Source organism: Streptomyces sp. P9(2023) (assembly GCF_032436795.1).
GTDB lineage: Bacteria > Actinomycetota > Actinomycetes > Streptomycetales > Streptomycetaceae > Streptomyces.
This window is the reverse complement of the sequence record NZ_JAUPWM010000007.1, coordinates 128,724-152,055: the sequence shown is the minus strand read 5'-3', so window position 1 is coordinate 152,055 and position 23,332 is coordinate 128,724. Positions and strand designations below refer to the sequence as shown.

The following is a 23,332-nucleotide window of genomic DNA, read 5'->3' as shown; positions in this document are numbered from 1 at the left end:
AGTAGCCCGCTCGGAAGCAGCCCACCCGGAAGTAGCCCGCTCGAAAGTTGGGCTGATCGGAAAATAGGCTGATCGGGCGGAATGTACGGGCCGTCCGGGGGCGCGCCCCGCGTCGCTCCCCGGGCCCGCCGCGCCCCTGTGGCAGCGTCGCGGCCGTCCCGTACGCCCGCGAGCAGCAAAGGCACCCCGCCCATGCGACTGCGCAACGCCCTCGCCCTCGGTGTCACGGCGGCGACGACCGGAACCGCCGTCCTCGCGCTCGCCGTCGGCCCGTCCTCGGCGGAGCCAGGACCGAGCCCCGAGCCCCCCACCTGCGGCGCGGCGACGGACCCCGACTTCCCCATCGACACCCGCATCCACGGGGGGCCCGGCACGTACGTCCCCGGCGCCGGCTTCCGTACGTTCGAGGTCGACCTCACCAACACCACCGCCGAGCCCTGCCACGGCATCCACCCGGTCCTCGCCCTCGCCGACCGCGACCGCGTCCTGCAACCCGGCCAGATCCGGCTGGACTTCTACGACTCCGCCGCCCGCCGCTGGCGCCCGGTGGCGTTCGAGGGGACCGAGGAGGACGAGAACGTCGGCGTCTTCACGGACACCGCCGACATCCGCGAGTCCCCGGACACCCCCGGCTTCGCCGGCTTCTCCGTCCCGGCCCGTCGCACCCTCACCGTCGGGGTCCGGCTCGCGTTCCGTGACGACACCGCCCCCAACGAGGTCGTGGCCAACGCGGCGATCGTCCAGCGCCAGGGGGACGACGGCGACTGGGTCGGCGAGTCCGACGACTACCGGCTGACCATCGCCGCCGAGGGGACGGAAGGGGACACGGAGTCCGCCCCCGCCGAGGCCACCCCGCCGCGCGCCGACACCGGCCTCCCGCTCCCGCCGAATCTCCCCGCCTGGCCCGAACTCGCCCACACCGGAGCCGAGTCGGCCGGCCGCCTGATCCCCGCCTCGGGCGCGCTGCTGGTCACGGGCTCGGGCCTGTTCCTCGCCGCACGACGACGCTCCCGCCGGGAACAGCGACACGACCAGCACGAACAGCGACAGGCCTGAGTCCCCGGCGCCCCGCCGCGCCACTCTCCGTACACCCTCCCGTTCATTACCATCTGCGAGCATCCCTCAGTGGACTACCCGAACGACCAGGCACCTGGCGCACCCATCCGCTCCGGCATCCCGGAGCACGGCCGCATCCCGAAGTACTACGCGGTGAAGGCGAAAGTCGCCTTGTTGATAGACGAATTGGGCGAAGGCGGGCTGCTGCCCACCGAGCGGGACCTCGCCGTCCGTTACGAGGTCTCCCGCGAGACCGTCCGGCAGGCCCTGCGCGAGCTGCTCCTCGAAGGGCGGCTGCGCCGGCAGGGGCGCGGGACCGTGGTCGCCGGTCCGAAGCTGGAGCAGCCGCTCTCGCTCGCCAGCTACACCGAAGGCGTACGACGGCAGGGGCGCACCCCCGGCCGTACCCTCATCTCGCTCGACCGCTTCCCCTGCCCCGAGGCCCTCGCGCCCGAGATCGGCCTCCAACGGGGCGAGCCCGTCTGGCACATGGAGCGCGTGCTGCTCGCCGACGACGAGCGGGTCGGCCTGGAGAGCACGTACGTCTCCGTGGCCCGCGCCCCGCGCCTGGACGCCGAGTTCGATCCGGACTCGTCCTTCTACCGCTACCTCCGCGAGCAGCTCGGCATCTCCTTCGGCGACGCCGACGAGCGGATCGAGACCGTGCTGGCCACGCCCCGCGAGGCCCTCCTCATCGGCACCCCGCCCGCGCTCCCGATGCTGCTCATCCACCGCATCTCGCGGGACACCTCCGGCAGCCCGCTGGAGCGCGTCCGCACCCTCTACCGGGGCGACCGCTTCAGCTTCACCGCGCACCTCGGCCACCAGGGCTGACCGAGCCGCGCGCTGCCGACCACCCACCGTCGATAACAGAAAGGTAACGGGTCTAGGCCAACCTTGTCGCCCCGTTAACCGTCCCGTTGCCATCCGGATCGTTCCGAGTCACCAACCCCCAGGACCGTGAACGGCATGAAGGTGATCGTCGTAGGAGCCGGCGTGGTGGGAACCATGCACGCCTGGCACGCAGTGGAACGCGGCCACGAGGTCGTACACATCGAGCGCGAGGCCGAGGCGCGCGGCGCCTCGCTCCGCAACTTCGGCCAGATATGGGTGAGCGGCCGCGCGGGCGGAGAGGAGCTGGACACCGCGCTGCGCGCCCGCGAACTCTGGGAGGGCATCGGCGCCCGCGTCCCCGAGCTCGGCTTCCGGGCCATCGGCTCGCTCACCCCCGTGCGCAACGACCTGGAGCTGGCCGTCGCCGAGGCCGCGCTCGCCCGGCCCGACGCGGCCGCCCGTGGCTACAAGCTGCTGACCGCCGACGAGGCCCGGCAGATCAACCCCGCCCTGCGTGGGGCGTTCCAGGCGGCGCTGTTCTGCGAGCGGGACGCGGCCGTCGAGCCGCGCACCGCCCAGCTCGCGCTGCGCAAGGCCCTGCTGGCCTCCGGGAAGTACACCTTCCTGCCGAACCGCGAGGTCCGGGACGTCGCGGGCGCCGAGGGCATGCGGTACGCCGCCGTCCGCGACGACCAGGGCGAGGTGCACACCGGCGATGCCGTCGTCCTCGCCACCGGCGCCGCGCTCAGCGGCCTGGTCCGCGAACTCGCCGGTGACATCCCGGTCCGCAAGGTCCGCCTCCAGATGATGCAGACCGACCCGCTCGGCGAGCCGCTGACGACCTCCGTCGCCGACGCCGACTCCTTCCGCTACTACCCGGCGTACAAGTCCGAGGCTCTGGACGCCCTCAACGCGGGCCAGCCGCAGGACCCGACCGCCGCCGCGAACAAGATGCAGCTCCTGATGGTGCAGCGCCTCGACGGCGGACTGACCATCGGCGACACGCACGAGTACGAACACCCCTTCGCCTTCGACACCCTCGAAGACCCCTACGAGCACCTCGTCCGCGTCGTCGAGTCCTTCCTCGGCCGGCCGCTGCCGAAGATCCGGCGCCGCTGGGCGGGCGTGTACGCGCAGTGCACCGACACCAGCCGGGTGGTGCACCGCCAGCAGGTCCGCGAGGGCGTGTGGCTGGTGACCGGACCGGGCGGACGCGGCATGACCTGCTCTCCCGCCATCGCCGAAACGACCGCTGACGAACTGGGCTGGTGATCCCGATGACCACGAAGAACCTGATGAACCTTGTCGTGTTGGACATGGCCGGTACCACCGTCGCCGACGGCGGTCTCGTCGAGCGGGCGTTCGGCGCCGCCGCCGAGCGCCTCGGCGAGGACCCGGCCACGATGATCGACTACGTCCGCGCCACCATGGGCGAGTCGAAGATCTCCGTCTTCCGGCACCTCTTCGGCGGCGACGAGGCCCGCGCCCAGCAGGCCAACCTCGCCTTCGAGGAGGCGTACGGCGAGCTGGTCGCCGGCGGCCTGATCGCGCCGATCCCCGGCGCGGCCGACGCGATCGCCGAGCTGAAGGAGCAGGGCCGGACGGTCGTCCTGACCACCGGGTTCGCCCGCGTCACGCAGGACGCGATCCTGGCCGCGCTCGGCTGGCAGGACCTGGTCGAGCTGACCCTCTGCCCGGCGGACGCGGGTGGCCGCGGCCGACCCTTCCCGGACATGGTCCTCGGCGCCTTCCTCCGTACCGGAGCCGTCGACGACGTCCGGCAGATCGTGGTCGCGGGCGACACCTCGTACGACATGCTCAGCGGTGTCCGCTCGGGCGCCGGGATCGTCGCGGGCGTGCTGACGGGCGCGCACGACGAGGCCGCGCTCAAGGAGCACGGCGCCACGCACGTCCTGACCTCGGTCGCGGACCTGCCGGCGGCGATAGCCCGGGCGGAGGCGGACCGGTGACGGCGGCCGCGCCCGCGCCCGCTGTCCGTAAGGCCGGCCCGGACGGCCCGGATACCGCTCCCCGTAGCGGTATCCGGTTCGACTCCGTCTCCGTCGCCTACGGCCGCAACACCGTCCTCGACTCGCTCGACCTGACCGTCGAGCCCGGCGAGGTCATGGCCCTCCTCGGGCCCTCCGGCTCCGGCAAGACCACCGCACTGCGCGCCGTCGCCGGGTTCGTCCAGCCGGCCTCCGGGCGGGTGTTCATCGGCGACCGCGACGTCACCGCCCTCCCGCCGCACAAGCGCGGAATCGGGATGGTCGTCCAGCAGTACGCCCTCTTCCCCCACATGCGGGTCGAGGACAACGTGGCCTTCGGCCTGAAGGCGCAGAAGGCGCCGAAGGCCGAGATCCCCGGTCGGGTCGCCGAGGCCCTGGAGATGACCGGGATGGCGGCCTACGCGAAGCGCTACCCGCGCGAGCTGTCAGGCGGACAGCAGCAGCGCGTCGCGATCGCGCGGGCGCTCGCCATCCGCCCGAACGTCCTGCTCCTCGACGAGCCGCTGTCCGCGCTCGATGCGCAGCTTCGCTCCGGGATGCTCGCCGAACTGGCGCGGCTGCACCGGGAGTTGCCGGACGTGTCCATCCTGTACGTCACCCACGACCAGGTCGAGGCGCTGACCCTCGCGGACCGGATCGCGGTCATGGACAAGGCCCGGCTCCAGGACTGCGGTACGCCGCAGGACCTGTACCGGCGTCCCCGTACGGAGTTCACGGCGTCGTTCGTCGGCAACGCGAACTTGTTGCCGGTGACGGTGGGGACGGGCGGGGTCTCCTTCGGGGGCGCCGAACTCACGGTCGCCACGGACGAGGTGGCCCCGGGGGCCGCGGCGACGCTGTGCGTACGGCCGCACCTCATGGGCCTTGGCGAGGGGCCGAACGCGCTGCGGGGGCGGATCGCCGAGGTGCAGTGGCGGGGGTCGACGCACCGGCTGTACGTCGACGTGTCCGGCCACCGCGTGAAGGCGGACGTCCGCGAGCTGCGGGAAACTCCGGCCCTTGGCGACGAGGTCACGCTGCACTTCGCGCCCGAGGACGGGGTGCTGCTGGGGGCCGGGGTGTCCGATGGGTGACCCGTCCGCGCCGGTCCTCGCAGCTGAGCGCCGTTGTGGCGGGGCACCCGAGGCGGACGCGCCCGCAAAGGCGCCGTCCGTTGTGCCCACCCGTTCCGCCCCAGCGGAACGATTGCCCACAACGGTTCTCTGGGCCCTTCCCCCCGTCGCCGTTCTCGCGCTCGTGTTCCTCTATCCGCTCGCCCTCGTCGTCCAGGAATCCCTCGCCCCCGGTGCCTACGCCGACGTGTTCGGGTCCGAGTCCTTCCGGGAAGCGCTCGTCACCACCGTGTGGCTGGCCGTGGGGTCGACGGTCGGGTGTCTGGTCCTCGGGTTCGCGCTCGCGCTGATCATCGCGTTCGTACCGTTCCCCGGCGGGAAGGCGGTGTCGAAGTTCATCGACGTCTTCCTCTCCTTCCCGTCCTTCCTGATCACGCTCGCCCTGCTCTTCCTCTACGGCACCGTCGGCATCGGAAACGGCCTGTGGACGGACCTGACCGGCGCCGAGACCGGGCCGTTCCAGTTCCTGACCACGCCCTGGGGCGTCCTCCTCGCCGAGATCACGTACTTCACGCCCTTCGTGATGCGCCCCCTCCTCGCCGCGTTCTCGCAGATGGAGACCGCGCAGCTGGAGGTCGCCTCGTCCCTCGGGGCGAAGCCGATGCGCATCATCCGGCAGGTGATCCTGCCCGAGGCGCTGCCCGCGCTCGCCGCCGGCGGAAGCCTCGTCCTGGTCATGTGCCTCAACGAGTTCGGGATCGTCCTCTTCACCGGCGCCAAGGGCGTCACGACCCTCCCGATGCTCGTCTACGGCAAGGCCATCCTCGAATCCGACTACGCCGCCGCCTGTGTCGTCGCCGTCGTCAACGTCGCTATCTCCGTGGGCCTCTACGGCCTCTACCGGGTGGTGAGCCGTCGTGTTGGTGCATAGCCGTACGGGCAGGTGGACGACCTGGACCCTCTTCGCGGTCCTCTTCGTCCCGCTCTTCGCCCTCCCGCTCCTGGTGATCCTGGCCGCCTCGTTCTCCACCAACTGGTCCGGGGCCTTCCCCTCCGGGCCGACCGCGGAGCACTACACGGCCGCCGTGCGCGGCGAGTCGCTGCAGGCGCTCACCACCAGCCTGGTCACCGCCGTCACCGCGAGCGTGCTCGCGCTGACCATCGGCACCTGGGCGGCACTGGTGGCCAACTCCCTGAAGAAGAACGGCCGTCGGTTCCTCGACGCGCTGTTCATGCTGCCGGTCGCCGTGCCCTCGGTCGTCGTCGGCCTGGCCGTCCTGGTCGCCTTCTCGCAGCCGCCGGTGCTGCTCAACGGAACGCGCTGGATCGTGATCCTCGCGCACACCGTTCTTGTCACGGCGTTTGCCTATCAGTCGGTTTCGGCGGCCATCCTCCGTCTCGACCCGATGTACGAGCAGGCGGCGGCGAGCCTCGGTGCCCGTCCCGCGTACGTCCTCCTCCGGGTGAAGCTGCCGCTCCTGCTGCCGTCCCTGAACGCGGCCGCCGGACTCTGCTTCGCCCTCTCCATGGGCGAGTTGAGCGCCACGATGATGCTCTACCCGCCGGACTGGCTGCCGCTGCCTGTGCTGATCTTCACCGCCACCGACCGTGGCTCCCTCTTCACCGGCTCGGCGCTCGCCGTGGTCCTCATGGCCACGACCCTGATCGTCCTGCTCGCGGTCTCCCGTATCCGTACCAAAGCGTCCTACCGCTAAGTCCCTCAGTCCCAGGAGAGAACGACGTTATGCGTACCTCGTCCAAGCTCGTCAAGCCGATCGCCGCCGTCACCGGCACCCTCGCCCTCGCCGCCACCCTCACCGCCTGCGGTGGCGACTCCGCCGCCTCCGACGAGAAGGTCGTCACCGTCTACAGCGCGGACGGTCTCAAGGGGGAGAAGGGCGACGGCTGGTACGACAAGGTCTTCGCCGACTTCGAGAAGGAGACCGGCATCAAGGTCAAGTACGTCGAGGGCGGTTCCGGCGAGATGGTGCAGCGCGCCGTCCGCGAGAAGAACAACACGCAGGCCGATGTCATCGTGACCCTGCCGCCCTTCATCCAGCAGGCCGACTCCAAGGGTCTGCTCCAGGCGTACACCCCGGAGGGCTCCGAGCAGGTGGACGGCGCCAACAAGGCCGCCGACGGCAAGTGGACCTCGGTCGTCAACAACTACTTCGGCTTCATCTACAACAAGCAGCAGCTGAAGGATGCCCCCAAGACCTGGGAGGAGCTCCTCGACGGCAAGTTCAAGAACAAGCTGCAGTACTCCACCCCCGGTGTCGCGGGTGACGGCACGGCCGTCGTCATCAAGGCGATGCACGACTTCGGCGGCCAGGAGCCGGCGATGGAGTACCTGAAGAAGCTCCAGGCCAACAACGTCGGCCCGTCCTCCTCCACCTCCAAGCTCGCCCCCAAGGTCGACAAGGGCGAGATCCTCGTCGCCAACGGCGATGTCCAGATGAACTTCGCGCAGTCCAAGTCCATGCCGAACCTCGCCATCTGGTTCCCGGCCAAGGAGGGCGGCAAGCCGACCACCTTCGCCCTGCCGTACGCGGCCGGCCTGGTGAACAAGGCCCCGCACACCGAGAACGGCAAGAAGCTGCTCGACTTCATGCTCCGCGAGCAGGCCCAGCGCGAGGTCAGCGCGGTCGGCGGCGGCTTCCCGGCCCGCAAGGACGTCAAGGCCACCGACGCCAACGCCATCGAGCTGGCGAACCTGATCGAGGGCGTAGAGGTCTTCGAGCCGGACTGGGCCGACATCGACAAGAACCTGACCGCGTACGTCGACGCGTGGAAGACGGCCACCGGCAGCTGACACCGGTACAGCAGCCGGCTTCCAAGAGTTCACCGTACGGCTCTGGTGTCCCTCCATGTATCGCGGAAGGATAACGGGTACGGACCAACGCCCCCGAGGAATCGGGGGCGTTGGCGCGTCCTCACCCCCTTCTACGGAGGATCCGAGATGCCGATCAACGGCATATCCACCGGCATGTCCCGCCGCACCGTGCTCGCCGCCGCCGGCGCCACCGCGGCCCTCGCCGCCACGGGCGTGGCCACCGCGCCCGCCGCCCACGCCGCCGCGCCCACTCTCCCGAACGGCACCAGCAAGGACAAGGTGCTCGTCGTCGGCATGGACGGGCTGCGGTACGACCGGATCGACGCCGCCGCCGCGCCGACCCTCAAGTCCCTGATGGCGAACGGCACGTACGGCCTGTCGCTGCTCTACGCCAACCCGATGGCCGCCACCTCCTCCGGGCCCGGCTGGTCGACCGTCTCCACCGGCGTGTGGCCCGACAAGCACGGCGTGAAGGACAACACCTTCACCGGCAAGAACTACGCCAAGTACCCCGGATTCCTGGCCCGGCTGAACCAGGTCCGCCCGGAGCTCTCGCTCTTCGCGGCCGTCGACTGGCCCGAGCTGGACACGCACGGCACGGTCACCCCCGGCGCCGACGCCAAGCTCGTCTACAACAACAACTACGCCGTCAACGACCTCGTCATCACCGAGGCGACCGAGGACATCCTCCGGAACCAGAACCCGGACGTCCTCTTCGTCTACTTCGGCGAGACCGACGAGGCCGCCCACTCCTACGGCGCCGCCAGCAAGCAGTACCTCGACGCCATCGCCGTCCAGGACGGCTACCTCGGCCGCCTCATGACCGCGATCAAGGCCCGCCCCTCCTACGCCACCGAGCGCTGGACGGTCATCGTCACCACCGACCACGGCCACACCGACGGCGGCGGCCACGGCGGCTCCGCCATCGAGGAGCGCCGTACGTTCGTGCTCGCCCAGGGCCCCGGCATCGCCGCCGGCGCCCGCCCGATCGACACCCGGCTCGTGGACGTCGCCGCGACCGTCTTCCACCAGCTCGGCATCGTGCCCGACCCCGCCTGGGGCCTGGACGGCAAGCCGATCCAGCAGCGCTCCGCCGACCCGTTCGACGCGCTGGCCTCCTCCCTCTCCGGGCGCGTGGACGAGACCGGCATCCCGGCCGGCGTCCTCGGCTTCACCCACACCGCGCCCAGCGGCTGGTCCGTCATCAACAACGCCATGGGCACCGGCGGCATGACCGAGTGGCGCGGCTGGGCCTTCGCGACCGACGAGTTCTGGTCCCGCACCCAGCGCGACCAGTCCCGCGAGCTGAACATCCGCGCCCGGGGCGTCTTCGCCGTCGCCGACTCCGACGAGTGGGCCGACAAGTCCTTCTCCGGTACGTACGACTCGACGCTGGTCACCCCCGCGTACGGCGTCACCGGCAAGACGCGGGCGACCCTCGACTTCACCACCTTCTACCGCCAGGAGGGCAGCCAGACCGCCCAGGTCCAGGCCGTCTTCAACGGCGGTACGCCGACGGTCGTCAAGAGCTACACCTCCGACGTGATCTCGCAGCCCCAGTCCCTCACCGTGAACGTCCCCGCCGGGGCGTCCAGCGTGAGCTTCCGCTTCCGCTACACCGGATCCAACAACTGGTACTGGGTGATCGACGGGGTCAAGGTCACGACCTCTTGATTACTCTGGGGGCGTCGCCACAGTGCTGTCGCGGCGCCCCCAGCACACCGCATGTTTCGCGTTGGCTGCCTGGCGCCCGCTCGCCCGCCTCAGACGAGGTCGACGAGGTCCGCGATCGAGTCGACGACCTTGGTCGGCCGGTACGGGTGGCGGTCGATGTCACCCGCCGTCGTCAGCCCGGTGAGCACGAGGAAGGTCTGCATACCGGCCTCCAGGCCGGCGAGGATGTCCGTGTCCATGCGGTCACCGATCATGGCGGACGTCTCGGAGTGCGCTCCGATGACGTTGAGCCCGGTCCGCATCATGAGCGGGTTCGGCTTGCCCACGAAGTACGGCTCCTTGCCCGTCGCCTTCGTGATCAGGGCAGCGACAGAGCCGGTTGCCGGAAGAGGACCCTGGGGAGACGGGCCGGTGTTGTCCGGGTTGGTGCAGATGAATCGGGCACCCCTGTCGATCAGCCGGATCGCCTTCGTCAGCGCCTCGAACGAGTAGGTTCGCGTTTCACCCAGGATCACGAACTCGGGTTCATGGTCGGTCATCACATAACCCGCGTCATGCAGCGCCGTAGTCAGGCCGGCCTCACCGATGACATAGGCCGTACCTCCGGGGTGCTGACTCTCCAGAAACTTGGCCGTTGCCAGAGCCGAGGTCCAGATGTTCTCCACCGGCACATCGAGCCCGATCCTGTTCAGCCGGGCGTGGAGATCGCGCGCCGTATAGATCGAGTTGTTCGTGAGGACCAGGAACGGCTTACCTGACGCGCGCAGCTTTTTGATGAACGCATCCGCCCCGGGGACTGGCACACCCTCGTGCATGAGTACCCCGTCCATGTCGGTGAGCCACGATTCGATGGGCTTGCGATCAGTCATGGGTGCGGGCTCCTGCCGTACGCGGACTCTCATGGGGTGACCATGCTATTCATCCTGCGCTTCCAGGGCCTGTCGGTCTCGCCTCCCGGACGCAGGTCCAAGCCCGCGCGGGACCCTGCTGGCCCTTGCCGCAGGCTGGGCCGGCTGTCGAAGGCCGCGCTCGGCAAGATCGAGCCAGGTACTCGACCGCTCACTCAGGGCATGGGCGCTGCCCTCGCGACCGCTTGGGGCAACACATTGGACGACCATTGAGGCAAGCGCCCACTGCCGGGACTACTTCCACACGATCTCGATGAGTTCCGGGCGGAACACCCCTTGCTGAGCACCGCCCTTGCCCGCACCGCTGATGACGACGGCTTCGATGTTCCTCTGGATTTCCTGCCGCTTCATGTCCACGCTATAGCTCTTCCATTCACGGACGACGCGAGCAGCGGCGGAGCCTGCTCGGGCAGGTGTGGCGGAGAGCGTGGAGACCGTCTCCTTCGTCGTCCTCTCCTTCTCCTCCAGGCGGCGGATCTCACGGGCGAACTCTGCCAATGACAGCAAGTCGTCAGCTCGGAGTTGGCGGGCCTCGGCCTTGTCGGCCTCGATCTGCTTCAGCGTTGCCTTTACCGTCGTCAGCTCGGGGTCCTCCTCGGCGGGCTTCACCGTGCGCGCCTGCCTCTTGAGGTCGTCGAGAAGGGCCTTCTCGACGTAGTCCTCCACGAGGGGACCACTTCGGGAGAGTTTGCCGCACCCTCCATCAGCCACGCGGCAGTAGTAGTAGTACCCGTGCTTCTCATAGCTGGTCGTGCCGTGCTGGTACAGGCCGGACGACAGGCCGCCTCCGCACTTGGCGCAGCGAGCGATGCCGGTGAGGAGTCGCTTCGTGACCGCGCTTCCCTTCTTCCGGCCGGTACCGCTACTCGTACGGGATTCGAGCTCGTCGATCAGCTCCCGCCATTCGTCGGGAGTGAAGATCGTCTCCCACTTCCCGACGACAGGCGTCCCGTCCGTGCGCTCGACGAGGTACTCGGCGGGGTCCACCCGGCCGGACCGTTCGCGAACCTCCTGTGGGATGTATGCACGGTATCCGCAGAGGCGGGGATTCCTGAGTACGTACCGGACACTGGTGTAGCCGATCGTCTTTCCCCCGGGAGTTTGTGGGCTACGCACCCCCATCGCCGCCCACTCCTTGTGAATGGTGGCGATCGTCGCGCCCCTGAGTACGTCCTGGCGGGCCTTTCGGAGGAGCTCTGCTTCCCACTCGTCGACGTGTTCCGCGTCCTTCCATCCGAAGGCGCGCTGACCCTTGTGCGGCTTTCCGCCGGTCGCCTCGGCGAGCTTCTGCCGGGCGACGCGGCGCGCTGCGTCTGTCGAGAACTTGTTCGCGATGGTCACGTAGATGCGGGCCTGGAAGCGGCCGTCCGTTGTGGTCAGGTCCCCTGGACAGACCCGCGGCCGGACGTCGACCGGACCCCTGCGGATGCGAGCGCGGCCGAACCGGGTGACCCTGCCAGTATCAGGAGGTCACGATGCGTTCAGGTCCCATTGCTCTCCGTGCCGCAGGGGCGGCCGCCTTGCTGGTGCTGGCACCCACGGCCGGTACCGCCTTCGCGGGCGACAACGCCAAGGTCACCGCCACCGTCACCCCGGCCACCGCCCGGCCCGGCGCGGACGTCGACATCCGCGTGCAGGGCTGCAAGGGCACGACCGGATCGGCCAAGTCCAAGGCGTTCGTCGCCGACGCCGAGCTCACCGGCCGTGACGGGGGCGACTACCCCCTCTTCGGTGACACCACGATCAAGTCGGGACTGGAACGCGGCACGTACAAGGTCAGCGTGACCTGCGACGGCCGGGAGCACCGTGACGTCGGCGTGGTCCACGTCGAGAAGCGCAAGCCCGAGCCCACGCGCGACCCCACCCACAAGCCGACCCCCCAGCCGACGCGCCACCCGAGCCCGGTCGCCCCGGTCCGGGCCGGTGGCGGCGGCGCGGCCCTGGCGGTCCCGGCCGCACCCGTGGCACCGGGTGTCGCCCAGACCACCAGCGAGAACGGCCTCGGCACCCCGTACACGCTGGTCGGCCTGGGGCTGGCCGCGATCGCCGCGGTGGCCGTCGCCTTCCGCAGCACGCGCCGCCGCCGGGCGGGCGACTGAGGTGACCGCCGGGGGCGGGGGAGGTTCCGGGTCCGGAGGCAGGGCCGGCAACGGGCGCATGGTGACCGGTGCGGCCTGGGCGGTCCTGGTCCTCGGGCTCTGGTTCTGGGGCCGGGAGATCGCGGACGGACCGGGCGGCACCTCGGCCCCCACCACCGGCGACATCCCCGCCGTCGGCCGCCCGCTCGGCGCTCCCCTGCCCCCGGCGCACCGGCCCATGGCGCCCGCCGAGCCGCGCCGGGTCGAGATCCCCTCGCTCGGGATCACGGCGCCGGTCGTCGGGCGCGGTCTCGACCCCGCGGGGGCCATCGACCCGCCGCCGTTCGAGATGCCGTACTCCGTCGGCTGGTTCCGGGACGGTACGCAGCCGGGCGCGAAGGGCGCGGCGCTCTTCGTCGGCCACGTCGACACCGAGACCAGGCCCGCCGTCTTCTACGGCCTGAGCGCCGCCCGCCCCGGGGCCACGGTCAGGGTGACCCGTACGGACGGATCCGTCGCGGAATTCACCGTCGACGACGTCCGGGTCTTCCCCCGGGACCGCTTCGACGCCGGGAAGGTGTACGGGCAGCACCAGGCGGACCGGGCCGAGCTGCGCCTGATCACCTGCGGCGGGACCTTCGACCGGGCGACCGGGACGTACACGGCGAACGTGGTCGTCTCGGCGTATCTGACGGGCACGGGTACGCGTACGGGTGCGGGCACGGGTACGGGTGCGGGGTCACCCGCTGATCACCCTCGCCGATCACCGGGCCCGGCCGCCGGTCCGCGGACCACGTTCCGCGGACCGTGAACCGCGAACCCGCGCGACCGACGGCCGGGCCGGCCTCCACCGCGGGCGCGCGGGCTGCGGGAGAAGCCCGGCGCCGCCGCGGGAGGTTCGGGTTCCGCAACTGTAGAGCGGGCGTCCGGCCCCGACCCCAGGGCGCGCCTCCGCCGCGCCGAGATCGACCGGTTCCGTACGGGAGTTCAGCTCTGCGGAACCCAACTGACCAGCTGGGAGAGGCGATTGGGTGGAGGGGCTCACGACCCCGCGGGGTGGCCGGAACGTGACCGTACGCTCACGGAGCGGAGTCGGGGTCGGGGTCGGGGTCGGCTTCGGTGTCGGCGTCGCGGGAACGATCAAGGCCCCCTCACCATCGGTGAGGGGGCCTTGACTCTGCGTGCGCCGCCAGGGACTCGAACCCCGGACCCGCTGATTAAGAGTCAGCTGCTCTAACCAACTGAGCTAGCGGCGCCTGCTGACCCGGAGAACTCTACCCGACATCCGGGGGTGCTCCTGACCATTACCGGCCGCTTCCGGCCTGTCGGATGGTCGTATCAGGCCTTCGATCCGTCAAAATGCGATTTGTCCAGACAGTTGAGACGATGGCGCCCGAGCACCAGCGCCAAAGGATCTTGACGAGTGTGGAGGGGAAACGCATGAGTGTGCCGGTCTTCGAGGAGTTCGAGCCCGCGGCCGACTGCGGCTGCGCGGGCTGCGCCCAGCAGCGGCGCGATCTTGCCCTGGGCCTGCCCGTCCGGGCGGGCGGTCACCCGGCGGCGCACGGAGCGCGCCGCGCGCTGGTCCTGGTCACGGCGGCGGGAGTGGTCCTCGGCGGCGGGGGCGCGAGCGCGCTCGCCCAGCCCGCGGGCGCGCCGGCCGGCCCGGCCGCCGCACCCGCGGATCTCGACGCCGCCGTACCCGGCGACGACACGCCTCAGGGCGGTACGGGCCCGCTGTACGGAGCCCCCGGGCCCGGCGGGTACCCGGCGCCCGGCGCGACCCCGACGACCAGTCAGATCACCACCGAGTCCCTCCGGAAGACCACCCGGGCCGAGATCATCAACCGCGCCAAGCGCTGGGTGGGCGCCCAGGTCCCGTACTCGATGGACCGGTACTGGTCCGACGGCTACCGGCAGGACTGCTCGGGCTACATCTCCATGGCGTGGAACCTGCGCGGCAACGAGTGGACCGGCAGCCTGGACCGGTTCGGCGAGCGGATCGACCGGACGGAGCTCCAGCCCGGCGACATCCTGCTCTTCCACAACCCGGCCAGCCCGACGAAGGGCTCGCACGTCACGATCTTCGGCGGCTGGACCGACTACACCCACACCTCGTACATCGCGTACGAGCAGACCAAGCCGCGGACGCGGCGGCAGGCGACGCCGCTGGCGTACTGGAGCAACTCCGACCGCTACGTCGCCTACCGCTACAGGGGCGTCGTGAGCGGCGGCAGCGGGGGAGGGCCGGCCACGCCGGCGCCCGCCGCGCCGTACCCGGGGTCGGCGATGTTCGGACCCGGCGCGAACAACGCGTACGTCACCCAGCTCGGGCGGCTGCTCGTCGAGCGCGGCGGCAAGAACTACTACCGCCAGGGCCCCGGTCCGCGCTGGGGCGAGGCGGACCGGCGGGCGACGGAGGCGTTCCAGCGTGCGCAGGGCTGGAAGGGCAAGGAGGCGGACGGGATGCCGGGGCCGCAGACGTGGCGCCTCCTGGTGACAGGGCAGGGGCGGAGCATCGGCGGTTCGAGTGGTTCGGGGGGTTCGAGCGCGAATGTGCCGGGGTTTCCCGGGCGTGGCTACTTCCGTCCGGGCCAATCCAACGCATATGTGGAGAAGCTGGGCAAACAGCTGGTGAAGCGGGGCTACGGCAAGCACTACCTGTCGGGTCCCGGTCCGCGCTGGAGCGAGGCGGACCGTCGCAATGTCGAGGCGTTCCAGCGGGCACAGGGATGGCGCGGCGGCGCGGCCGACGGCTACCCGGGCCCGGAGACCTGGCGGCGCCTGTTCCGATGACCCCGAGAGCATGAGGTGGACCGAATGACCGCAACGACCCCAACCCCGGACTCGGGAGCGGCGGCGAGCCGCGACGCGGCCCGGACGGCCCGCCGCCTGACGACGGAGCCGCGCGCCCCGAGACCGGTGGACGTCCGCCCACCGGAGTCCGACTCGGGCTGGCCTGACGGGGCGTCGGTCAGCCAGGAGCCGGGCAGCGCGACGGTCCTGAAGGACCGGGCGGCGGACCTGGCGGCGGCGGGCCTGGCGGCGGGGGACCCGGCGCCGATGGACGTGGTGGCGACGGACCCGGCGGCGAGGGGCCTGGCAGCGGCGGGCCTGGTGGCGACGGGACCGGCAGCGGGGGACCTCGCGGCGACGGGACCGGCGGCGGGGAACGTGGTGGCCACGGGACCGGCGGCGAGGGACGTGGCGGCGACGGGCCTGGCGGCGACGGATCTGGCGGCCACGGGACCGGCGCCGACGGAGGTGGCGGCGACGGACCCGGCGGCCTCGGCGCCGACCGCGCCGGGTGTCGTGGGCGGTATCGTGCCGCCCGTTTCCCGTACCCCGGGCGCACCGGAGCCGACGGCTCCGGGACACCCCGCTGCGGGCGCCGCCTCGACGATCCCGGCGCCCCCGGTGGGCTCGGCGGACCGGCCGACGGCTCCCGAGGGCTCGGCGGCTGTCGCACTTGGCCCCCGGGCGCCACAAGGTGCGGAGTGGCGCGCCGGGGCGCCCGTCGGCGCGACGGCTTCGGGGGCGCACCCAGTGGTGTCGGCGGCACCGAGCGGCGCGGTCGGTGAAGCCGGCGCGCGGAGCGCCGTCGGCGCGACGGCTACCGGAGGCTTGGCGGTGGGCGCCCCCGGCGCACCCGCGTCCGAGGGCTCCGAGCCGCCGGCCGGAGTCGTCGCGGGTGGCCCGGTGTCCGGGGCCCGTACGTCGGATGCCGTCGGCACCCCGGTCAGCACCGTCCACCCGGACCGCCCGACGGGCCCGTCGGGTTCGTCGCGTGCCTCCGCCACACCGGCCGGCACGACGGCGGCCGAGCCCCGCCCGCCCGAGGCCGCCGGCGCGGCGGCCCCCCTGCCCGCACCCCCCGCCGCCCCCGGGCGCGCCCCCGACCTGCGGCGGATCGTGCGGGGGGACGTCGGCGTCGTCGCTGTGCCCGTCGTCGCCGAGGCGCACGTGGCCGTCCGGCCCGTCGTACGGCGGAAGAACGTGATCGGCGCCGAGACGACCGGGTCGATCCCCGTCCACCTGCTCTTCCGCGACGAGCCCGACACCGACTCCCGTAAAGACGTCGGCGTCGACGTGGACGACGACGGTGGCCCCGCCACCGTCGCCATGGCCCCGCCCAGGGCCACCGCCCCCAAGGCCGTGATCCCCGCCCCCACCCGCCCCAAGGCCGCCGCCCGCCCCGCTCCCACCGCCGACCCCAAACTCGTCGAGCGGCCGGCGCCGGCCCTGCCCGGGTGGATCGGGGTCGTCGCCGGGGTGCTCGCGCTCGCCGGGTGCGCCGCCGTCGTCTGGTCGGTCGGGGCCGTGCCCGAGGAGCTCGCGCGGATGCTCCGGCTGCCCCCGCGCCCGTACCAGGGCATCCACCTCGGGCAGTGGGCCCTGCTCACCCTCGGCGTCCTCGCCACCCTCTTCGCCTTCGGCGGTCTCGGCCGCGGCCGGGTCGGCTACGCCTGGGTCCTCACCCTTTTCGGCGACTACCGGGGCAGCGTCCGCCGCACCGGGCTCGTCTGGACCAGCCCGCTCCTCCTGCGCCGCCGGGTCGACGTCCGCCTCCGCCACTGGCGCAGCGAGCCGCTCTCCTCGGTCGACGCGAAGGGCACCGCGCTCAACGTCGTCGTCCTCGTCGTCTGGCGCATCCGGGACACCGTCCGCGCCGCGCTCGGGGTCGACGGCCACGAGGAGTACCTTCGCGAGCAGGTCGAGGCGGCGATGGCCCGGGTCCTCTCGCAGCTGCCGGCGGACGCCTTCCACGAGGACGCCCCGACCCTGCGGGACGCGGAGGCCGTCGGCGAGGCGCTGACCCGGATGCTGTCGGCGGAGTGCGCGCCGGTCGGGATCGACGTGTTCTCGGCGCAGCCGACCAGGATCGAGTACGCCCCCGAGATCGCGGCGGCGATGCAGCGCCGCCGGATCGCGGCGATCGACGCGAAGCACCGCGACAGCGTGCTGACCTCCGTGGTGGACGCCGTGGACGACGTGGTCCACCGGCTGACCACGCGTGGTCTGGTCGAGCTGGACGACTACGAGCGCAAGGCGCTGGTCAAGGACCTGACGGTGGCCTTCTACACCGGCCGGACGGGTCCCGTGGAAGGCGCGTGACTGGTATGGACATGTTCAACATCCGTCAATACCTTGGTACTTGGTCTAGACCGGAATAAGCACTACCGCACAACCGGACCAACGCGCACCACCCACACCACCCTCCGCACGCGTGCAGCACAGCTCGGCTCATCGAACTCCCCCACGTTCATCAGGAGCGACAGCATGCGCAAAAAGATAGGTGTGGCGGCGGTGGCGCTCGGCGTCGCCGGCGCCTCCCTCTTCGCCACCAGCAGCGCCAGTGGCCACGGCTACACCGACTCCCCGATCAGCCGTCAGAAGCTCTGCGCCAACGGCACCGTGACCAACTGCGGCGACATCCAGTGGGAGCCGCAGTCGGTCGAGGGCCTCAAGGGCTTCCCGGGCGCCGGACCCGCCGACGGTGCGATCTGCGCCGGCGGGAACTCCCGGTTCTCCCAGCTCGACGACCCCCGGGGCGGCGCCTGGCCGACCACGAGGCTCACCTCGGGCCAGAGCCACACCTTCCGCTGGCAGTTCACGGCCCGGCACAGCACCACCGACTTCAGGTACTACATCACCAAGAACGGCTGGAACGGCACCCAGAAGCTCACCCGGGCCGCACTCGACCCGCAGCCGTTCCTCACCGTCCCGTACAACAACCAGCAGCCGCCGCCCACGCTCTCGCACTCCGGGACGATCCCCGGCGGCAAGACCGGGCGCCACGTGATCCTGGCCGTCTGGACGGTCGCGGACACCGGGAACGCGTTCTATGCCTGCTCGGATGTTCAGTTCTGACAGACCGTCAGCTACCGTCCGGCGTATGACCGAACAACCCACCGTGGCGGAGCTCGTGCGACGGCAGTGGGGCGACCACAGGACCGGACTGAGGGCGCGGGACAGGGTCCTCAGTCACCACCAGGTCGCCGCCGGGGCCGCCGCGCGGGCCGCGCTCCTCGTCGATCTGCTGCCCCGGGGTGCTGAGCCGCACCTCGGGGTACTCCTCGACAACACGCCGGAATTCCCGCTCTGGCTGAGCGCGGCGGCCCTCGCGGGGGCCGCCGTCGCCGGCATCAACCCCACTCGGCGCGGCGCCGAACTGGCCCGCGACATCACGCACACCGACTGCCGGGTCCTGGTCACCCAGCGCGCGTACCTTCCCCTGCTCGACGGGGTTCCCCTGCCGGGCGTACGCGTCCTCGTGACCGACACCGACGCCTACCGGGAGCTGCTCGCCCCCTTCGAGGGCGCGAAGCCGGGCGAGGCGGTCGCCCGTGCCGTACGCCCCGACAGCCGCATGCTGCTCTACTTCACCTCCGGCTCGACGGGCGCGCCCAAGGCGGCGATCTGCAGCCAGGGCCGCCTGGCGGCGGCGGGCGCGTCGCTCGTCGCCCACTTCCGGATCCGGCCGGACGACGTCCACTACATCTGCATGCCGATGTTCCACGGCAACGCGGTCATCGCCGACTGGGCCCCGGCGCTCGCCGCCGGTGCGGGCGTGGCGCTGCGGGACCGCTTCTCGGCCTCGGGTTTCCTCTCCGACGTACGGGAGTTCGGCGCCACCTACTTCACGTACGTCGGCCGGGCGATCCAGTACCTGCTGGCGACCCCGGCCGGCCCGGACGACCGCGCGCACGGTCTCCGCCTCGGCTTCGGTACGGAGGCGGGGGCGGTGGACGCGGCCCGCTTCGAGGCGCGTTTCGGGGCCCGCCTCGTCGAGGGGTACGGCTCGTCGGAGGGCGGCGCGGCGATCCGGCGGACCCCGTCCACGCCGACCGGCGCGATCGGGCGGGCGGCGCCCGGGGACGACCTGGCGGTGGTGGACCCGGCGACGGGGGAGGAGTGCGCGCCGGCGGTCCTCTCGCCGCAGGGCCGGCTCCTCAACGCCTCCGCCGCGATCGGCGAACTCGTCAACCGGGGCCGTAACCCCTTCGAGGGCTACTGGCGCAACCCCGAGGCGGAGGCCGCCCGGCTGCGCGGCGGCTGGTACTGGTCCGGCGACCTCTTCTACCGGGACGCCGACGGCTTCCTGTACTTCGCGGGCCGGACGGACGACCGGCTGCGCGTCGACAGCGAGAACCTGGCGGCGGCGGTGATCGAGCAGATCCTCTCCCGCTGGGACCGGGCGGCGGGCGTGGCCGTCTACGCGATACCCGACCCGGTCGCCGGCGACCAGGTGATGACGGCGATCGCCCTGCGCGAGGGCGCCGCCTTCGACCCGGCCGCCTTCGACGACTTCCTCGCCGCGCAACCGGACCTGGGCACCAAGATGGCCCCACGCTTCGTACGCGTCGTCCCGAAGCTCCCCCTGACCGCCACCAACAAGATCCACCGCGTCGCCCTCCGCCGGGAGGCCTTCCTCTGCCCGGACCCGGTCTGGTGGCGCCCGTCGCCGGGGGCCGCGTACGAGCGCCTGACGGCGCAGGCCGTCACGGCGTTGCGCGCGCAGTACGCAGCCCGAGGCCGCTCACTGCCAGCAGACTGAGGCTGAGTCCGAACATCAGGATGCCCAGGGGGACATGGAGCGACGGCAGGTGCGCGATGCCGGCGACCACCTGCACCGTGGCGAGCGCGAGGAAGCCGGACGCGTACAGGATCGGGCGGGGGGACCCGCCGCCCGGCCGCCAGGCGAGGATCGTGGCGAGAACGTAGAGCATCGACGCGCCGTACATCACGCGCGAGCCGACGTCGTGCAGGACCGCGCCGACGGACCCGGACAGCAGCATTCCGGCGGTGACCGCCTGGAAGAACAGAGCCAAGGTCTGCAGGGCGATCGCGACGCGAGGAAAGGTGGTAGTCGTCCGTACGGCCATGGTGTGGACCTCACTTCTGCCTCGCGGCGGTGGCTGGATACGCTCTCGGCAGTCCGACGACGTAGGCCCGCGAAATGTGAGGTGAGGACGCGAGTGACCGTGAACACACCGTCCGAGCCGGGCCCGGGCGCGATCGTCGGCGAGCGGCGCGCGCTGATCAATCTCGCGTACCGGCTGCTCGGTTCGCTGGCCGAGGCCGAGGACGCCGTCCAGGAGACGTACGCCCGCTGGTACGCGCTGTCGCGGCGGCAACAGGAGGCCATCGCCTCGCCCGGCGCCTGGATGACGACGGTGGCGAGCCGCGTCTGCCTGGACGTGCTCGGCTCGGCGCGCGCCCGGCGCGAGCGCTACGTGGGCGCCTGGCTGCCCGAGCCGCTGCCGGACCGCACGGAGTGGACCGACGCGGGGGCGGCCGACCCCGCCGACCGGATCACCCTGGACGAGTCGGTGAACATGGCCTTCCTCGTCGTACTGGAGTCGATGACGCCGGCCGAACGCGTGGTGTTCGTCCTGCACGAGGTCTTCAGGTACCCCTTCGCGGAGATCGCCGAGATCGTCGGCCGGACACCCGCGGCCTGCCGCCAACTGGCGACCTCGGCCCGCCGCCGTACGCGAACCGCGCAGGCGGCTCCGCCGACCGGACAGACCGGTCTGGTACGCCACTTCAAGCAGGCCTGGGAGGCCAAGGACATCGAGGCCCTCGTCGGCCTCCTCGACCCCGACGCCACGATGGTCGCCGACGGCGGCGGCCTGGTCGGCACCGTCCTGCGCCCGGTCGAGGGCAGCGAGAACATCGCCGCCTACCTGATCCACATCGCCGACAAGGCCCCCGGCCTGACCCTCCTGGAACGCACGGTCAACGGCCGCCCCGGCCTGATCGCCCAACACACCGGCGTCACCGTGACCGTGGCCGCGTTCGACCTCACCGGAGACCGCATCACTCACATCTGGGCGATCCGCAACCCGGAAAAACTCCACGCGTGGACCACGGACGGACAGCACCGATCCGGTGTACGGGGGTAGGGCCAGACCTACCCCCGTACGCACGCCAGACCCATGGCCCCGCCCGCCGCCCGGCGCCTACCGTGAGGCCCATGACGCCTCGAACGCCCTGGCAGGCCCTCACCCGGGCCCGGTATCCGCGGACCGTGTGGCCCTGGCGGGCCGCCGGGTATCTGGGGACCGGGGTACTCACCGGGGTGCCCGCGCTCCTGGTTCTGCTCGTGCTCGTCGTCTTCTCGCTCGTGCTCGTCGGGCTGCCGCTGCTGCTCCTCGCCGGGGTCGCCCTCGGGGGGCTCGAACGGCGGCGGCTGCGGATCGTCGACCTCGATCCGGCCGCCGACCCGCACCGGATCCCCGACGCCCCCGGCCTTGCCGCCTGGCTGCGGGTGCGGGTCCGGGAGCAGGCCACCTGGCGGGAGTTCGCGTACGCCGTCCTGCACGCCACCGTCCTCTGGCCGCTCGACCTGATCGTGCTCGCCGTCGCCCTCGGGGTGCCCGCCGCCCTGATGTCCGCCCCCGTCCGGCTCGCGGTCGACGGGCATGAGGTCAAGGTCGTCAAGGCCTACCTGGTGACCTCCTATCCGCAGGCCTTCGCCGCCGCCCTCCTCGGGGTCGTGCTCCTCGTCGCCCTGCTCTATCCGCTCGGCGCGCTCGCCGGTGCCCGTGCCGCCCTCAGCCGGGCCCTGCTCGCGCCCCGCGACGCCGAGCTGCGCGAACGGATCGGCGAGGTCACCGCCTCCCGGGCGCGGCTCGTCGACGCCTTCGAGGCCGAGCGGCGGCGGATCGAGCGCGATCTCCACGACGGCGCCCAGCAGCGTCTGGTCGCCCTCACCATGACCCTGGGGATCGCCCGGCTCGACGCCCCGGCCGGACCGCTCGCCGACCGGCTCGCCCAGGCCCACGACGAGGCCGGCCGGGTCCTGACCGAGCTGCGCGAACTCATCCACGGCATCCACCCGCAGGTGCTCGCCGACTACGGACTCGGCGCCGCCCTCACCGACGCCGCCGACCGCTCCGCCGTCCCCGTCACCACCGACGTCGACGGCCTGCCCCGGCTGCCCACCGCCGTGGAGAGCGCCGGCTACTTCGCCGTCTGCGAGGCCCTCGCCAACATCGGCAAGCACAGCCGGGCCGGGCGTGCCCGCCTCACCGCGCGGTACGGCTCCGAAGCCCTCCGCATCGAGATCGGCGACGACGGGCGAGGTGGCGCCGACCCCGCCCGCGGCACCGGTCTCACCGGGCTCGCCGACCGGCTCGCCGTCCTCGATGGCACACTGACGATCACCAGCCCGCCGGGCGGGCCGACCGTCCTACGAGTGGAGATCCCGTGCCGACCGCTGCCCGAGCCCTCCGGGTCGTCCTCGCCGAGGACAGCGTCCTCCTCCGCGAGGGCCTGATCGGTCTCCTCGCGCGTTTCGGCCACCAGGTCGTCGCCGCCGTCGGCGACGCCGACGGCCTGCGCGCGGCCGTCACCGAGCACGAGCCGGACATCGTCGTCACCGACGTCCGGATGCCGCCCGGCTTCCAGGACGAGGGGCTGCGCGCCGCCGTCGCCCTGCGCGCCGAGCGCCCCGGCCTGCCGGTCCTCGTCCTCAGCCAGTACGTGCAGCGGACCTACGCCGCCGACCTCCTGGACGCGGGCGACGGCACCGGCGTCGGGTACCTCCTCAAGGACCGGGTCGGTCAGGTCGAGGAGTTCCTGGACGCCCTCACCCGGGTCGCCGACGGCGGCACGGTCGTGGACCCCGAGGTCGTACGGCAGCTGCTGCGCCGCCGCCGCGATCCGCTGGAGGCACTGACCCCGCGGGAGCGGGAGGTCCTCGGGCTCGTCGCCGAGGGCCATTCCAACGGGGAGATCGCCCGTCGGCTCGTCGTCACCGACGCGGCCGTCGGCAAGCACATCGGCAACATCCTGGGGAAGCTCGACCTGCCGCCGGCGGAGGAGACCCATCGCCGGGTCCTCGCCGTACTCACCTATCTGCGGGCCTGAGGACACGAAG

Annotated in this window: 21 protein-coding genes and 1 tRNA gene; 18 read left to right on the top strand and 4 right to left on the bottom strand. The window is 72.0% G+C overall.

The features are described from left to right. Positions 1-192: 192 nt before the first annotated feature. From Q5762_RS12995 to Q5762_RS12955, 9 genes are all read left to right on the top strand, one after another. On the top strand, positions 193-1,056 hold the full coding sequence (locus Q5762_RS12995; RefSeq protein ID WP_315892195.1) for an LPXTG cell wall anchor domain-containing protein: 864 nt from the start codon (positions 193-195) through the stop codon (positions 1,054-1,056). Positions 1,057-1,125: 69 nt separating this feature from the next. After that, positions 1,126-1,890 carry a GntR family transcriptional regulator gene (locus Q5762_RS12990; RefSeq protein WP_315892194.1) on the top strand — a complete coding sequence of 255 codons (765 nt, stop codon included), beginning with the start codon at positions 1,126-1,128 and terminating at the stop codon, positions 1,888-1,890. A gap of 135 nt (positions 1,891-2,025) precedes the next feature. Beyond that, a complete protein-coding gene (locus Q5762_RS12985; protein ID WP_315892193.1) occupies positions 2,026-3,162 on the top strand; it encodes a TIGR03364 family FAD-dependent oxidoreductase in 1,137 nt (378 codons plus the stop codon). A 5-nt stretch (positions 3,163-3,167) separates the two neighbouring features. Next, a complete protein-coding gene (locus Q5762_RS12980; protein ID WP_315892192.1) occupies positions 3,168-3,860 on the top strand; it encodes a phosphonatase-like hydrolase in 693 nt (230 codons plus the stop codon). Then, positions 3,857-4,972: an ABC transporter ATP-binding protein gene (locus Q5762_RS12975; protein WP_399495033.1), complete on the top strand. Its 1,116-nt coding sequence runs from the start codon at positions 3,857-3,859 to the stop codon at positions 4,970-4,972. Before Q5762_RS12980 ends, Q5762_RS12975 begins: the two co-directional genes overlap by 4 nt. Then, the gene (locus tag Q5762_RS12970) at positions 4,965-5,882 is read left to right on the top strand and encodes a 2-aminoethylphosphonate ABC transporter permease subunit (RefSeq protein WP_315892191.1); all 918 of its coding nucleotides are present in this window, start codon (positions 4,965-4,967) and stop codon (positions 5,880-5,882) included. Before Q5762_RS12975 ends, Q5762_RS12970 begins: the two co-directional genes overlap by 8 nt. Continuing rightward, positions 5,869-6,666: an ABC transporter permease subunit gene (locus tag Q5762_RS12965; protein ID WP_315892190.1), complete on the top strand. Its 798-nt coding sequence runs from the start codon at positions 5,869-5,871 to the stop codon at positions 6,664-6,666. The genes Q5762_RS12970 and Q5762_RS12965 overlap by 14 nt, the downstream gene beginning before the upstream one ends. Positions 6,667-6,695: 29 nt before the next feature. Then, positions 6,696-7,763, top strand: a complete 1,068-nt coding sequence (locus Q5762_RS12960; RefSeq protein WP_315892189.1) for a 2-aminoethylphosphonate ABC transporter substrate-binding protein — start codon at positions 6,696-6,698, stop codon at positions 7,761-7,763. A gap of 147 nt (positions 7,764-7,910) precedes the next feature. Further along, a complete protein-coding gene (locus Q5762_RS12955) occupies positions 7,911-9,458 on the top strand; it encodes an alkaline phosphatase family protein (RefSeq protein WP_315892188.1) in 1,548 nt (515 codons plus the stop codon). An 89-nt stretch (positions 9,459-9,547) separates the two neighbouring features. Here Q5762_RS12955 and Q5762_RS12950 read toward each other — a convergent pair whose 3' ends face one another. Both Q5762_RS12950 and Q5762_RS12945 read right to left on the bottom strand, forming a co-directional pair. Then, a complete protein-coding gene (locus tag Q5762_RS12950) occupies positions 9,548-10,327 on the bottom strand; it encodes an HAD-IIA family hydrolase (RefSeq protein WP_315892187.1) in 780 nt (259 codons plus the stop codon). A 273-nt stretch (positions 10,328-10,600) separates the two neighbouring features. Then, positions 10,601-11,707, bottom strand: coding sequence for a recombinase family protein (locus Q5762_RS12945; protein ID WP_315892186.1), 1,107 nt, complete (start codon positions 11,705-11,707; stop codon positions 10,601-10,603). A 134-nt stretch (positions 11,708-11,841) separates the two neighbouring features. Between Q5762_RS12945 and Q5762_RS12940 the strand changes: the two genes are divergently transcribed. Then, positions 11,842-12,465, top strand: coding sequence for a hypothetical protein (locus Q5762_RS12940; protein ID WP_315892185.1), 624 nt, complete (start codon positions 11,842-11,844; stop codon positions 12,463-12,465). A gap of 58 nt (positions 12,466-12,523) precedes the next feature. Then, positions 12,524-13,255, top strand: coding sequence for a class F sortase (locus tag Q5762_RS12935; protein WP_315892184.1), 732 nt, complete (start codon positions 12,524-12,526; stop codon positions 13,253-13,255). Positions 13,256-13,626: 371 nt separating this feature from the next. Here Q5762_RS12935 and Q5762_RS12930 read toward each other — a convergent pair. Next, positions 13,627-13,700: transfer RNA gene (locus Q5762_RS12930), tRNA-Lys, on the bottom strand. A 184-nt stretch (positions 13,701-13,884) separates the two neighbouring features. Here Q5762_RS12930 and Q5762_RS12925 point away from each other — a divergent pair. The 4 genes from Q5762_RS12925 to Q5762_RS12910 all read left to right on the top strand — a co-directional run bounded on the left by Q5762_RS12925 (position 13,885) and on the right by Q5762_RS12910 (position 20,002). Further along, positions 13,885-15,240, top strand: coding sequence for a peptidoglycan-binding protein (locus tag Q5762_RS12925; RefSeq protein ID WP_315892183.1), 1,356 nt, complete (start codon positions 13,885-13,887; stop codon positions 15,238-15,240). A gap of 24 nt (positions 15,241-15,264) precedes the next feature. Further along, positions 15,265-17,559: an SPFH domain-containing protein gene (locus tag Q5762_RS12920; RefSeq protein WP_315892182.1), complete on the top strand. Its 2,295-nt coding sequence runs from the start codon at positions 15,265-15,267 to the stop codon at positions 17,557-17,559. Between the two features lie 165 nt (positions 17,560-17,724). Then, positions 17,725-18,315, top strand: coding sequence for a lytic polysaccharide monooxygenase auxiliary activity family 9 protein (locus Q5762_RS12915; RefSeq protein ID WP_315892181.1), 591 nt, complete (start codon positions 17,725-17,727; stop codon positions 18,313-18,315). A gap of 25 nt (positions 18,316-18,340) precedes the next feature. Continuing rightward, on the top strand, positions 18,341-20,002 hold the full coding sequence (locus Q5762_RS12910; RefSeq protein ID WP_315892180.1) for an AMP-binding protein: 1,662 nt from the start codon (positions 18,341-18,343) through the stop codon (positions 20,000-20,002). On the opposite strand, the gene Q5762_RS12905 is transcribed toward Q5762_RS12910, so the two are convergent. Next, on the bottom strand, positions 19,947-20,330 hold the full coding sequence (locus tag Q5762_RS12905; protein ID WP_315892179.1) for a hypothetical protein: 384 nt from the start codon (positions 20,328-20,330) through the stop codon (positions 19,947-19,949). The two genes, Q5762_RS12910 and Q5762_RS12905, sit on opposite strands and share 56 nt — an antisense overlap. A 99-nt stretch (positions 20,331-20,429) precedes the next feature. On the opposite strand from Q5762_RS12905, the gene sigJ reads away from it, so the two are divergent. The 3 genes from sigJ to Q5762_RS12890 all read left to right on the top strand — a co-directional run bounded on the left by sigJ (position 20,430) and on the right by Q5762_RS12890 (position 23,322). Next, positions 20,430-21,353, top strand: coding sequence for an RNA polymerase sigma factor SigJ (gene sigJ, locus Q5762_RS12900; protein WP_315892178.1), 924 nt, complete (start codon positions 20,430-20,432; stop codon positions 21,351-21,353). A 71-nt stretch (positions 21,354-21,424) separates the two neighbouring features. Further along, a complete protein-coding gene (locus Q5762_RS12895; RefSeq protein ID WP_315892177.1) occupies positions 21,425-22,729 on the top strand; it encodes a sensor domain-containing protein in 1,305 nt (434 codons plus the stop codon). Beyond that, positions 22,660-23,322, top strand: coding sequence for a response regulator transcription factor (locus tag Q5762_RS12890; RefSeq protein ID WP_315892176.1), 663 nt, complete (start codon positions 22,660-22,662; stop codon positions 23,320-23,322). Before Q5762_RS12895 ends, Q5762_RS12890 begins: the two co-directional genes overlap by 70 nt. Positions 23,323-23,332: the final 10 nt, after the last annotated feature.

Coding starts and splice junctions, on each gene's coding strand:
- Q5762_RS12995 (WP_315892195.1), top strand. CDS start 193: ATGCGACTGCGCAACGCCCTCGCCCTCGGTGTCACGGCGGCGACGACC.
- Q5762_RS12985 (WP_315892193.1), top strand. CDS start 2,026: ATGAAGGTGATCGTCGTAGGAGCCGGCGTGGTGGGAACCATGCACGCC.
- Q5762_RS12980 (WP_315892192.1), top strand. CDS start 3,168: ATGACCACGAAGAACCTGATGAACCTTGTCGTGTTGGACATGGCCGGT.
- Q5762_RS12970 (WP_315892191.1), top strand. CDS start 4,965: ATGGGTGACCCGTCCGCGCCGGTCCTCGCAGCTGAGCGCCGTTGTGGC.
- Q5762_RS12960 (WP_315892189.1), top strand. CDS start 6,696: ATGCGTACCTCGTCCAAGCTCGTCAAGCCGATCGCCGCCGTCACCGGC.
- Q5762_RS12955 (WP_315892188.1), top strand. CDS start 7,911: ATGCCGATCAACGGCATATCCACCGGCATGTCCCGCCGCACCGTGCTC.
- Q5762_RS12950 (WP_315892187.1), bottom strand. CDS start 10,327: ATGACTGATCGCAAGCCCATCGAATCGTGGCTCACCGACATGGACGGG.
- Q5762_RS12940 (WP_315892185.1), top strand. CDS start 11,842: ATGCGTTCAGGTCCCATTGCTCTCCGTGCCGCAGGGGCGGCCGCCTTG.
- Q5762_RS12935 (WP_315892184.1), top strand. CDS start 12,524: ATGGTGACCGGTGCGGCCTGGGCGGTCCTGGTCCTCGGGCTCTGGTTC.
- Q5762_RS12925 (WP_315892183.1), top strand. CDS start 13,885: ATGAGTGTGCCGGTCTTCGAGGAGTTCGAGCCCGCGGCCGACTGCGGC.
- Q5762_RS12920 (WP_315892182.1), top strand. CDS start 15,265: ATGACCGCAACGACCCCAACCCCGGACTCGGGAGCGGCGGCGAGCCGC.
- Q5762_RS12915 (WP_315892181.1), top strand. CDS start 17,725: ATGCGCAAAAAGATAGGTGTGGCGGCGGTGGCGCTCGGCGTCGCCGGC.
- Q5762_RS12910 (WP_315892180.1), top strand. CDS start 18,341: ATGACCGAACAACCCACCGTGGCGGAGCTCGTGCGACGGCAGTGGGGC.
- Q5762_RS12905 (WP_315892179.1), bottom strand. CDS start 20,330: ATGGCCGTACGGACGACTACCACCTTTCCTCGCGTCGCGATCGCCCTG.
- Q5762_RS12895 (WP_315892177.1), top strand. CDS start 21,425: ATGACGCCTCGAACGCCCTGGCAGGCCCTCACCCGGGCCCGGTATCCG.